The 12,542-nt window shown below is 45.5% G+C and carries 11 protein-coding genes; 8 read left to right on the top strand and 3 right to left on the bottom strand.

Features of this window, described 5'->3' with window-relative positions:
- Positions 1–140: 140 nt before the first annotated feature.
- On the bottom strand, positions 141–629 hold the full coding sequence (locus tag J7I83_RS08965; protein ID WP_215100351.1) for a DUF948 domain-containing protein: 489 nt from the start codon (positions 627–629) through the stop codon (positions 141–143).
- 211 nt (positions 630–840) lie between these two features.
- Here J7I83_RS08965 and coaW point away from each other — a divergent pair, with 211 nt between their 5' ends.
- Positions 841–1,656, top strand: a complete 816-nt coding sequence (gene coaW, locus J7I83_RS08960) for a type II pantothenate kinase (protein WP_215100350.1) — start codon at positions 841–843, stop codon at positions 1,654–1,656.
- Positions 1,657–2,047: 391 nt separating this feature from the next.
- Here the strand turns inward: coaW and J7I83_RS08955 are convergent, their stop codons facing one another.
- The gene (locus J7I83_RS08955) at positions 2,048–2,605 is read right to left on the bottom strand and encodes a nitroreductase family protein (RefSeq protein ID WP_215100364.1); all 558 of its coding nucleotides are present in this window, start codon (positions 2,603–2,605) and stop codon (positions 2,048–2,050) included.
- A gap of 155 nt (positions 2,606–2,760) precedes the next feature.
- Between J7I83_RS08955 and J7I83_RS08950 the strand changes: the two genes are divergently transcribed.
- Complete coding sequence (locus J7I83_RS08950) at positions 2,761–4,158, top strand: protoporphyrinogen oxidase (RefSeq protein ID WP_215100349.1); 1,398 nt, start codon at positions 2,761–2,763, stop codon at positions 4,156–4,158.
- Positions 4,159–4,368: 210 nt separating this feature from the next.
- On the opposite strand, the gene J7I83_RS08945 is transcribed toward J7I83_RS08950, so the two are convergent.
- On the bottom strand, positions 4,369–5,424 hold the full coding sequence (locus J7I83_RS08945) for a C40 family peptidase (protein WP_215100348.1): 1,056 nt from the start codon (positions 5,422–5,424) through the stop codon (positions 4,369–4,371).
- A gap of 478 nt (positions 5,425–5,902) precedes the next feature.
- On the opposite strand from J7I83_RS08945, the gene J7I83_RS08940 reads away from it, so the two are divergent.
- The 6 genes from J7I83_RS08940 to fabG all read left to right on the top strand — a co-directional run bounded on the left by J7I83_RS08940 (position 5,903) and on the right by fabG (position 12,535).
- Positions 5,903–7,459, top strand: coding sequence for a fatty acid--CoA ligase (locus J7I83_RS08940; RefSeq protein WP_215100347.1), 1,557 nt, complete (start codon positions 5,903–5,905; stop codon positions 7,457–7,459).
- Between the two features lie 67 nt (positions 7,460–7,526).
- Positions 7,527–7,922, top strand: coding sequence for a hotdog fold thioesterase (locus J7I83_RS08935; protein ID WP_215100363.1), 396 nt, complete (start codon positions 7,527–7,529; stop codon positions 7,920–7,922).
- A 234-nt stretch (positions 7,923–8,156) separates the two neighbouring features.
- The gene (locus J7I83_RS08930; protein ID WP_215100346.1) at positions 8,157–8,924 is read left to right on the top strand and encodes an SDR family oxidoreductase; all 768 of its coding nucleotides are present in this window, start codon (positions 8,157–8,159) and stop codon (positions 8,922–8,924) included.
- 50 nt (positions 8,925–8,974) lie between these two features.
- The gene (locus J7I83_RS08925; protein ID WP_215100345.1) at positions 8,975–10,540 is read left to right on the top strand and encodes a long-chain-fatty-acid--CoA ligase; all 1,566 of its coding nucleotides are present in this window, start codon (positions 8,975–8,977) and stop codon (positions 10,538–10,540) included.
- A gap of 26 nt (positions 10,541–10,566) precedes the next feature.
- Positions 10,567–11,742: an acyl-CoA dehydrogenase family protein gene (locus J7I83_RS08920; RefSeq protein ID WP_215100344.1), complete on the top strand. Its 1,176-nt coding sequence runs from the start codon at positions 10,567–10,569 to the stop codon at positions 11,740–11,742.
- Between the two features lie 28 nt (positions 11,743–11,770).
- Positions 11,771–12,535: a 3-oxoacyl-ACP reductase FabG gene (fabG, locus tag J7I83_RS08915; RefSeq protein ID WP_215100343.1), complete on the top strand. Its 765-nt coding sequence runs from the start codon at positions 11,771–11,773 to the stop codon at positions 12,533–12,535.
- Positions 12,536–12,542: the final 7 nt, after the last annotated feature.

The raw sequence follows: 12,542 nt of genomic DNA, 5'->3' as shown, positions 1-12,542 counted from the left end.
GGCCCTCTTGCTTAGCAAGAGGGCCTAAAACCAAGTGGTTACGAAAATATTTCTGGATCATCAATAGTCATGCAAATATAAAATGGGTTTCTCAACACTCTGAAAAAAGGCAGCCACATAGGCTGCCTTTTTTAGTGCTTTTAATAGTTTTTCGGTAACTGTTTTTCAACAGCTGCAGATGTTGGAGTATAAGTGGTGTTGATGGTTTCGGAGGATTTTCGGTTTTTTATAAAACTGAGAAAACCCATGGCTGTGTTGCTGTATTGATTGACTTCCGCAACACTCCGCTTGTCATGGTCGACTCTCGACGCAATGTCGCTTGTGATTGCCCGGACCGAAGCATTTAAGTCAATGACCGAATTCAATGTGCCTTTTGCTGCATCGGTCAACACGCTGACTTTTTCGGATTTCATTTGAATGTCTTCCTTTAATTCATTAGCGGTATGTGACAAGGTCGTTGCCTCTAAATTGAGCTTATCGACCCGCTCTTTCAGGTTGTTCGCGGAACCTTTCATCTTTTTTACCGGTTCCTTCATCCCTGATATCAGCATAACAATGCCGACTATTGCGATGATCAGCCCCACTACGAAGATTGCGAGTGCTATGTACAGCCATATTGTTGAATCCATGTTGTTTCCTCCTCTGTTTTATTGATGTCTTGGATATGTTATACCCGTTAAACCGCTCTGATTAACATACCAAATGGAAGTAAGGGCCATGTGTTTCGGGGTCTTCCGGCAAACATCTCCCATAATATAAACGAGTATGTTAGAATTTTATCATATGTGTATATATTATCTGGCATTTTTTAGAAGAGTGCGAGAAAGAGCAGGTGTGGAAATGATTGTCGGAATAGATGCAGGCGGTACATTGATCAAAGTGGCGTATACCGAAAAAGGGGAAGTCTGTTTTGAAAAGTATCCACTTGCTGAAATTGAGCGTGTTGCTGACTGGGTGAATGGTCTTGGTCACAGCAAAGTATGCGTGACGGGAGGGAAATCAGGCGTTCTGGTTTCTTTGCTCGATCAGCCAGCACAAGAAATGATGGAGTTTGAAGCTACTCACATTGGCGTCCAGGTTCTCCTCGAAGAGATGGGACGTCTGGAAGATGCTTATCTGGTGACGAATGTTGGAACCGGAACCTCTATCCATTGTATTCAGGGCAATGTTCAGGAGCGTTTGGGCGGCACCGGTATCGGTGGCGGAACGTTGATCGGGTTGAGCCATCTGTTGACTGGCGTCACCCATTACGATGAGATTGTCGCGTTGGCAAGCCAGGGTTCCCGGGAACGGACCGATTTAAAGGTCAAACATATCTACGAAGGCAAAGAGCCTCCAATTTCAGGGGAGCTGACAGCCAGTAATTTCGGGCAGGACCTATTTTCGATTTCAGGCGATTTGACGAAAGAAGAACTGCTGGCGACGGTCATCGGTTTAGTGGGTGAAACGGTCAGCACAGTCAGTGTGCAGGCAGCCCGCCAATGCAGAAGCTCAACCATCGTCTACATTGGCTCTTCCTTCATTGATAACCCTTTATTGAAGGAAGTTGTAACAAGCTATACCATTCTGCGCGGCTCGGTTCCTGTGTTTCCCGATAATGGGGAGTTTTCAGGAGCGATGGGGGCCATGTCTGTAATGAATAAAAAGACGGTGTGATTTTTCGATAGAAAAGACGTCTCTTTCGGCCAGTGCAATGGCAGAAGGTGAGACGTCTTTTTTAGATAGGCTGGAAGGGGTGTTATACTACAGGCCGCTCCAGGCGGACGGGCGCCAAACCTCCGAAGCCAGCAGAAAGAACGGCAGGAGGATAGCCATTCCTCCGTAATAATAAAAGGGCCATCCAACTTGTTTTCCTGACATCGCCCTCATTTTCTTTAAGGTTCTGAGATGTTTTCTCTATTAGGGAGCCATCCCGTAAAATAGTTCCCATAGGTACTGAAAGATTGAAGTTTGGCCACAGTTTTGTTTTGGTTGCTCTGTCTTCAACAAGAATTTCCAGCAAACAAAAAGAGATGCCGCAATCTGCGAGATCTCTTTCAACTTTTTATTATTCACTGATGATGGTCAATTTCTCGCGGATATCCGTACGCCCTTGTTTTGCAGGGACGTGCGCCGGATAGCCGATCATCATGGTCGCGACGATTTTCTCGCCCGGCTTTACACCGATGGCTTCACGGAACACCGGAGTGTAGATCCAATCGTTAGAGCGCCAGATCATGCCGATGCCGCGTTCCCAGGCAGCCAGCTGGAAGTTTTGCAGCATAGAAGAAACCGCACCGTAGTCTTCATCCCATCTTCTTTGTCTCGGATCTTCGGGCATGATGACAACTAGGTGAAGCGGTATGCTGCGGAAGTAATCAGCTTTATTGAGCGCTTTCGGTGGGATTTCCCCGTCCGGCGTGCGCACGGATTCAATAAAGGCCTGAACGAATTTCTCTTTTCCGGCGTCTGTGTATAGCAGGAAACGCCAAGGTTCATTGACTTTATGGTTCGGTGCCCATTTGGCGACATTCAGCAGCTCAATAATCTCCTCAATATTTACAGGGTCAACCTTGAATTTCTTGATTGAGCGTCTTTCTATGATATTCTGGTCAATAGCGTTCATCACTAACGTCTCTCCCTTCCGCACAGAAAATGCGTGTATCTATCTTTTATCCTACCACGGAGAGATGGGAAAAGCGTATTAAAAAAGACAAAAAGATCCCTACTGACAGCCTGGAATATTGATAGAATATAAGCATAGGCAAGGAGTGGATAAAGTTGAAAAAAGCTATAGTCATCGGCGGGGGCATCACCGGCCTTTCCGCTATGTATTATTTACAAAAGCTCAACCTGCAGGAAAAGCTCAATCTCGAATTGGTGCTGATTGAGCGGGAGCCTCAGTTGGGCGGTAAGATTAAGACCGTAACAGGTGACGAATTTGTCATGGAGGTCGGGGCAGACTCCATTGTTGCACGGCATGCCAGCGTTATGCCGCTGATTGAAGATCTTGGCCTCAAAGACCGTGTTGTCTACAACAGCACGGGAATTTCCTATTTGTATGCCAATAATGTGCTGCATGCCATTCCGAAGGATACGGTGTTCGGCATTCCGATGAATAAAGAAGCACTGTTCAATTCAACGCTCGTTTCTGAAGAAGGCAAACAGGCAGCTTTAAAGGATTTTGACAGCGTCAATGAAAGTTTTACATGGGACAGTTCAATCGGGGAGTTTCTTGAAGCATTCCTCGGCAAAGAGTTGGTTGAAAACCAGATTGCGCCTGTGTTATCCGGCGTCTATTCGGGCAATCTCCATGAACTCACACTGGCGTCGACTTTGCCGTATCTGGTCGATTACAAAAATAAATACGGTAGCATCATAAAAGGATTTGAAGCAAACAAAGAGTTTTTCCAGGGTGCTGCCAATAAGAAGTTCATTTCATTTGATGAGGGTATGCAGGTCCTGATTGACGAAATGGAAACCAAGCTGGAGCATGTCCGTATATTGAAAGGCGTCGGAACCAAGTCGGTCAAAAAGGACGGTGAACACTATCTGGTGGTGCTTGAAGGTGGTGAGGCGATAGAGGCGGATTACGTGATTTTGGCGACGCCTCATCAAGTTGCCCAGCAGCTTTTAGCGATGGAAGAGTTGGATGCTGAATTCGATCAGTTTCTGAATTCTTCATTGATCAGCGTTTACCTTGGATTTGATGTTCCGGATGAGCAGCTTCCGGAAGACGGTACAGGATTCATCGTGTCGCAGGAAAGTGATCTGCATTGCAATGCCTGCACCTGGACGAGCCGGAAATGGCGCCATACGTCAAAAAACCACAAGTTGCTGGTTCGTTTGTTCTACAAGAGTTCACATCCTTCCTATGGGATGCTGAGAGAGTTGTCTGAAGAAGAATTGGCGAAAGTGGCGCTGGAGGATGTCCGCAAGAGCCTAGGGGTTAAAGAAGAACCTTTAGCGGTTGAAGTGACCGGTTGGAAAAACCTGATGCCCAATTACCATATGGCCCATAAAACCGCTATCAGCGCACTGGAGCTGAAAATGGAAGAATTGGTCCCCAATATCAAGCTGGCTGGTTCCTCTTATTTTGGTGTAGGAATTGGCGCCTGCATACAAAACGGTTCCGACCTGGCGAAAATTATTGCCAATCAATTAGTTGATGTAGAGTAAGAATAGGAAAAAGAGGCCATAGTTGGCCTCTTTTTTTTATATAGAAAAAGCCGTTTATCCAGCATTTGGATAAACGGATAATTAATGATATAGGCAGTATTTTATCGGTTAATTATTTTTTTCAGTAAGATCCGGAATTGATAGATTAGAGCCTTCAGCTACACGTGCACCGAATTCAGCATCTGCTTTTGGCTGCTTACACTTTTCTTGTTATCTCATTGCGTTCAAGCGCTGGTAGCTGTCGAAATGTTTGCCCCAGTAGCTGTCGTTCAAACTGGTGATTTGGACGCGATCGCCGCCAGCGTGAATAAAGCTGTTGTTGCCAACGAAAATGCCCATATGTGAAATCCCTGGGCGATAAGTATTCTTAAAGAACACCAAATCGCCGACCTGAGGAGAACTTACTGTATAAGATAATGCGTCATAGCCGGTGGTATTGGTTCTTGGGACACTAACACCAGCCTTATTGTAGGCATAATAGATGAAGCCGCTGCAATCGAAACCGCCTGGTGCAGAACCGCCCCATTTATAAGGTGTACCCAGTAAAGAATTAGCTGTAGCAACAAGTGTTGAAATGTTTCCAGATGAAGCAGGTGCAGTAGCGATTGGATTGGAAACAGTCACCGGCTGCTTGCTTACCGAGCTGCCATCAACCTTTAATACTTGTCCAGTTCGGATCGAGCTTGTTTTCAGTCCGTTTAAGCTCATTAATTGTGAAACCGATGTGCTGTGGCGTTTAGCGATATTAGTCAGCGTATCACCGCTAACCACGCGATATGTACTGGTTTTAGATATAGCTGGAGCAGCTGAAGGAGCTTTGATGGCCGTTGTTGGTGCAGTAGCCTGCGCTTTTCCGCTAACCGTTAACTTTTGGCCAATGCGGATGACACTGTCCGACAGCTTGTTTAATTGTTGAATGGAGCTGACGCTGGTACTATGGATCCGGGCTATATGTGACAACGTGTCTCCTGCTTTTACCGTATATGTATTCACGGAGCTAGCCGATGTTTTAGGAGCGCTGACCTTTTGTTTAGATGCCGCCGGAGCTGAAGCAGCTGCGACCTTGATTGTCTGATTTGGATAAATAGAATTGGATGATAGCTTATTCCATGTGATCAGCTGATCAACCGAGACATTGTTGCTCGAAGCGATTTTCCATAACGTATCTCCTGGTTTAATTGTGTAGTTGCTGGCTTCTGTATCTGAAGTGCCAATTGCCAATGATAAGGTAGTAGCTGCAAATAAAGTGAAAATAATTTTTCTCATCGTCAAACCCCTTTTTCTATGCCTTTTATAGACAATTCAATCTATTTGGTGTAATTCACTTAATTCTATATAATTAAGTGAATATAGGCAATAAGTTTCAATATTACATTTGTGTTACAAAGTTAAAAGTAACAAATAAGCGATTGTGTATTTTTCATTAAAAGTTCTTCTTGCTGAAAAATCAAAGAGAGATAGGGGTCTCACATAAACAATATCGGCTATATTAAACGAATCTTAATAGCTCATAATGTAATAATGTCTTTAATTTATGAAAAACATTCTTTTCTCGAGCAAAAAATAATAAACTGAGCCCAATGTCTTTTTGTAAAAATTTATTCTGTAATGAAGGGCAAGAGAAAAGGGCCTAATTTCTTATGCAAAGATGAGTCTTTGAATTGTTGCAATATTACATTTTTTCTGACATCATGAAAGGAAATGCAAAAGAAAGCTATTGCATCAGAAGGAGGAGAAGCAAAGAATGTATGCGACACTTGGCAAAATCTTTGATCAGACAGTAGGCCTTTACCCGGACAAAGAAGCGCTGATTGATATGAGAAGAGGCACGAGATGGACTTACTCGCAATGGAGTGAGGAAGTTCATCGCTTGGCGAATGCACTGACCTCAGCTGGAATCAGCAAAGGCGACCGTGTTTCAAGTTTTTTGTTCAATAATAGCGAACTGCCTACCGCCTTATTTGCCTGTGCAAAAATCGGGGCTATTTTTAATCCCATCAACTTCCGTTTAAAACCTGAAGAGCTAGTGTACATTTTAAATGACGCGACACCCGAGATTGTTCTTTTTGAAGAGGCTTTAAAGGACACGATCAAAGGCGTCGCTGCACAGTTTCCAAGCATCCAATTCTGGTTTATAGACGACGATGTCCCTGACTATGCAGTGAGTTATCAGAAACAGGTCAGCGCGGCACCTGCTACGGACCTATTAGTGCAGGTAGATGAAATGGATACCTACGCTATTATGTATACAAGTGGGACGACAGGGCGGCCAAAAGGGGTGATTCATCGACATCGCGACATGGCTGAACAAAGCCTTACGTGCATTGCGATGCTGAAATATACAAAAAATGATGTAGGATTGGTTATCGCGCCGATGTTTCATTGTGCTGAACTGCATTGCTGCGTTATTCCACGCGTCCAAGCAGGAGCCTCGAGCGTTATCATGCATCAATTTGAACCTCAAACTGCAATTGAGACTGTCGAAAAGGAAAAAGTTACGGTCATGTTTGCTGTGCCGACCATGTGGAGCATGATGGCTGATCTCGATGGGGCAAATTCAAAGGTCAAAACGCTGCAGCGTGGACTTTATGGAGCAGCTCCGATGGCGCCTGTATTGGTCAAGCGTGTCAAAGAAGTGCTTGGGATTGATTTGATACAGGCATATGGCCAAACGGAAATGGGGCCGGCCATTACGTTCCTTGCCGAAGACGAGCAGCTGACCAAAGCTGGGTCTGCTGGAAAACCTGCCTTTAACCATGAAATCCGGATCGTTCGCCCGAATGAAAAAGGCCCTTCAGAGCCGGATGACAGAGTAGGGGCATTTGAGGTCGGGGAAATCATTGTGCGTGGACCAAGCATGATGGCTGGTTATTTCCATCGTCCGCAGGCCACGTCACGTGCGTTGTATAAAGGCTGGTACCACACCAGTGATTTAGGGTATCTGGATGAAGACGGCTATTTGTTTGTGGCCGATCGGGTGGATGACATGATCATCAGCGGCGGCGAAAATATTTATCCGCGTGAAGTGGAAGATGTGTTGCATGAACATGAATTGGTTCAGGATGTTGCCGTTCTGGGTATCCCTGACGAAAAATGGGGCGAAGCGGTGATGGCATTTGTGGTCGTTAAGGATGCCTTGCTGACAGAGCAGCAACTGGAAGATTTTTGCCTCAATAATGACAAACTTGCTCGGTTTAAGCGCCCAAGAACCTATCGCTTTGTCGATGAGTTGCCGCGCAATGCCAGCGGAAAAATACAGAAATTCCTGCTGCGTGAACTTTACGCAAAAAGCAAAGCTTAAAAAGTCGGCCCCTCAGCCAAAATAGTGAAGCTTGAGGGGTTTTTAAATGGAAAAGGAGAATGCCATTATGCAAATGAAACCGGTGGAAGAAACAATTGTAGGTGTATTGGGGATTGAATATGTTGAGATTACCCCGGACAAAGTAGTGGCGACCATGCCTGTGCACGCAGCTACTCATCAGCCTTTCGGGCAGTTGCACGGGGGTGCCTCCGTCGTGCTGGCTGAATCGGTCGCCAGTGTCGGAACCTGGCATTTGATCGATCAGGAAAACGAAATCGCAGTCGGCTTAGAGATCAATGCCAATCACCTGCGCGGCAAGCAGGAAGGAACGGTGACCGCAATCGGAACACCGCTGCATAAAGGCAGAACGACGATGGTCTGGGATATCAAGATCATCGATGAAGAAGAAAAACTTATTTGTGTTTCGAGATGTACCGTAGCGATTGTTAAAAAGAAAAAATAACTACCAGCATGCCATTACGGCCATCTGAATGGGCGTAATGGTTTTTTATAGACACAAAAATAAAAAAAATTATTAACAAAATCTATTTGGTTGTGTATACTGAATTTTAAGAAAACTTAAGCGCTTACATTCCTTTTATGTATTTTATCGTAAAAGGTTTTTTTGAAAGATTAACATACCGTCCGTTCAGTATTGCGTACCGTCCGTTCAGTATGGAGAGAGGGTGAAGAAATAATGGATTCTTTATTTGATTTGACGGGCAGAACAGCTTTGATCACAGGAGGTGGAAGCGGACTTGGCCAGAATATAGCCGAAATTTTCGCGGAATATGGGGCGAATATAGCAGTTTGTTCGCGCAAACTAACGAATTGCCAAGAAACAGCTGATCAGCTAGAAAGCCGCTATGGCATTAAAGCACGTGCTTATGAATGCAATATCGGCAATGAAGAGCTGGTGAAAGCGGTTGTGCAATCGGTACTGTCCGATTTTGGCAGCATTGACATTCTGGTCAATAACAGCGGGGCGACCTGGGGGGAAGAGATGGAAAAAATGCCGTTGGAAGCATGGGAAAAAGTGATGAATGTCAATGTTACAGGGACTTTTCTCATGTCCAAGGAAGTAGGCGGGCATATGATCCGAAATGGCTATGGAAAAATCATCAATATCGGATCGGTCGCTGGCTTAAGAGCGGAACCGCCAGAAGTGCTGAATGCCATCGGGTACAGCACCAGTAAAGCGGCTGTTCACCATTTCACTAGAGATTTAGCACGCAAATGGGCAGGGTACGGATTGTATGTGAATGCCATTGCTCCAGGATTTTTTGAAACAAAAATGACCAAACATGTTATCGCGCAGCATATGGAGACAATCGTCAATAAAAATCCGATGAAAAAGTTAGGGGACCCCAGATCGCTTCAAGGAGCAGCATTGTTCCTGGCGGGCGGTGCCAGTGATTACATAACCGGCCAAGTAATTGCGGTGGACGGTGGAAGTTCTTTATAAGGAATTTTGCAGAACGTTAAAACAGTATGAATGGCAGAAGGAGGAAAAGTATGGATAGACCTTGGTTAAAGCACGTAGCAGAAGGAAATCCAAAAAGTATTGATATACCGGATATTTCGTTGGTGGAATTGTTCGAGCGGTCAACAGCAGAATACGGAGACCATACAGCGGTTAGCTTTTTTGATAAGACTTACAGCTATAAGGAACTGAATGCGGCCATTGAACACTTCGCAAAAAAATTTTATGGAATGGGTATCCGGAAAAACGACAGGGTAGCCATCATGCTGCCAAACTGTCCGCAATATCCCATCAGTTTTTATGGTGCGCTTTCCTGTGGCGCTACAATCGTGCAATTGAATCCGATGTTTCAGGCGGCAGAACTTCTCCATATTCTCAATGATTCAGAAACGAAAGCTTTAATCATACTGGATCGTTTATTGCCTTTGTTCGAAGGCATCAAAGACAAGACTTCGGTCCAACATGTACTGGCTACTGGTCTCGATGGCGGCGTAGAAGAAGGTGTTCCAATTAATATGCCTCGCATATTAATTGATCCAAAAGAAGATGTAGCGGTCATTCAGTATACAGGAGGGACGACCGGGCTACCGAAAGGCGCCATGCTGACGCATCACAATATTGTCGCCAATACTTTGCAAAGTGCTGCAACTTCTGAAATGAGTACCAGAAAAGGACAAGAGAAAGTATTGACAATTTCGCCTTTATTCCATGTTTACGGCATGACCAGTGGCATGAGCGTCACTTTTTATAATGGCGGCAACATGATTCTGGTTCCCAAATTTGATGTTGGCCAAGTGGTGGAATTGATTGAAAAAGAAAAACCGACGGCTTTTCCAGGTGTTCCCACCATGTATATTGCTTTGTTGGAATATCATCAATCAAGAAAGTTCGATTTGAGTTGTTTGGAGTCCTGCACCAGTGGGTCAGCCCCTTTGCCTTTGGAAGTGCTGGATCGTTTCAATGCCATCAGCGGGACGACTGTAGCGGAAGGATATGGTTTGTCAGAAGCATCACCTGTAACGCACCGGAATCCGGTTCAAGGCTTACAGAAAAAAGGAAGCATTGGCATTCCTTTGCCGAGTACCGATTCGCGGATTGTCGATGTGGCGACAGGACAGGAAACCTTGCCGGCCGGTGAGGTGGGAGAGTTGGTGGTCCGGGGGCCGCAAGTGATGAAGGGCTACTGGAACCGGCCTGAAGAAACTGCACATGCAATCCGCGATAACTGGTTGTATACCGGAGATCTCGCGAAAATGGACGAAGATGGCTTTTTTTACATTGTTGGCCGGAAAAAAGAGATGATCCTGGCGAGTGGTTTTAATGTCTATCCAATCGAAGTGGAAAATGTCCTTTATCATCATCCGTCTATACGAGAAGCGGCTGTTTTCGGAGTGCCTGATGCGTACCGTGGAGAAACGGTTCGCGCGGTCGTGGTTTTGAAGGAGCAAGCGACAGAAGAGGAATTGATCGCTTATTGCCGGACACAGCTATCGGCGTATAAAGTGCCGGAAGCGATCGTTTTTGCAGAAGAATTGCCAAAAACGGCTGTCGGGAAAATACTGAAACGGGCCTTGCAAAAGCAATACGCCAATTTATAAACAAACCAGGAAACGGGGAGATTAGTATGCATTTGCGTTTATCAGAAGAACAGGAAATGATCCAAAAAACGATTCGGCGGTTTGTGGAAAAAGAATTGATTCCCTTGGAAAATGATGTGTTGAAAAATGAAAGGGAAGGGCGTCCGAGCCTGGAGCCTGGAAAATTGAAGGAACTGCAGAAAAAAGCAAAAGATTTCGGCTTCTGGGGCATCAATACTCCGGAAGAATACGGGGGATCGAACCTTGGACAAATGATGCTGGCAATTGTTCTGATGGAGGTATCCAAAACCTTTGTGCCATTCACATTCGGTGGGTCGGCCGACAACATCCTTTATTACGGCAATGATGAACAAAAGAAGAAATACTTGATTCCGACCATCAATGGCGAAAAGAAATCCTGTTTTGCCATGACAGAGCCGGAAGCGGGATCGGATACACAAAACTTAAAAATGACAGCTGTTAAAGACGGCAATGAATGGATCTTGAATGGCGAAAAAACCTTTATAACAGGCGGTAATGAGGCCGATTTTGTCATGGTCATTGCCATCACAGATAAAGAGCTGCATCAGCAAACCGGGCGCTCCGGTGTAACCTGCTTTATTGTCGACCGGGACATGGGGTGGAAATCCGAATACATCGATACGATGGGCGAATGGGGTCCTGCTGGGTTGGTTTTCGACAACGTCCGCGTACCGGAAGAAAATATCTTGGGTGAAATTAACGGCGGCTATAATTTAGGGCTAGAATGGATCGGCTTTGCACGGTGGGTGGTTGGAGCACGTGCTGTAGGTATGAGTGAAAGGCTGTTGCAGATGGCCATCGATTATTCAAAAGACCGCAAAACCTTCGGGAAACCGATTGCAGAACGCCAAGCGATTCAATGGCCGATTGCTGATTCGGCAGTGGAAATTGAGGCGGCGAAATGGCTGGTGTTAAATGCTGCCTTCACGTTGGATCAAGGCGAAGACAACCGCCATTTAGCTTCAATGGCGAAACTGTACGGCGCTAACATGGGCAATCGGGTAGTGGATCGGGTCCTTCAAATTCACGGAGGCATGGGCTATACACGGGAATTGCCGATCGAACGCTGGTACCGTGAAGCGAGATTGTGGAGAATTTATGATGGAACAGACGAAATCCAACGCATGATCATCTCAAGAAACTTATTAAAAGGCCATGTAAAAGTGGGCCAATCCGTTTAACCGAATAGAAGAAAAGGGAGGCATATCAATGGGAAATTCATTTGAAGGAAAAACAGCGTTTGTTACAGGCGGAAGCCGGGGAATCGGACGCCAGATTGCTGAACGGTTTGCAAGTGAAGGGGCGAATGTAGCGATCATCGATGTTAACGAAGAGGCGCTTCAGGCAGCGCAGGAAGAAATGAGCGGGCAAGGCTATTCCATTTACACGAAAAATGCCAGTGTTACCGACAAAGAGCAAGTAGAGCAAGCGATGAAAGAAGTATTCGATAAATATGGTTCGATTGATGTGCTCGTTAATAATGCGGGCGTCATCCGGGATAATATGCTATTTAAAATGACGGATGAGGATTGGCTGACGGTTACAGACGTCCATTTGAAAGGTGCATTTTATGCGACACGTGCGGCGCAGCAATACATGACCCAAAACAAATACGGCCGGATCATCAATATTTCGTCGACTTCTGCACTTGGCAATCGCGGACAAGCCAATTATGCGACAGCAAAAGCAGGGCTTCAAGGCTTTACAAAAACTTTGGCAATCGAACTCGGGAAATACGGTATTACAGCCAATGCAGTGGCTCCCGGTTTTATCGAGACAGATATGACGAAAGCGACTGCTGAACGCATTGGTGTGCCTTTTGAAGAATTGATCAAAGCGAGTGTTTCCAATATCCCGGTCGGCCGAAGCGGTAAGCCTGAAGATATTGCCAACGCCGTCGCCTTCTTTGCGGATGAACGTTCTTCATTTGTCAGCGGGCAAGTTTTGTATGTAGCGGGTGGACCGAAAAATTAAAGGAGGA

Source organism: Planococcus sp. ISL-110 (assembly GCF_018613575.1).
Classification (GTDB): domain Bacteria; phylum Bacillota; class Bacilli; order Bacillales_A; family Planococcaceae; genus Planococcus.
The sequence above is the reverse complement of the archived record's forward strand: the minus strand, read 5'-3'. Positions and strand labels throughout refer to the sequence as shown.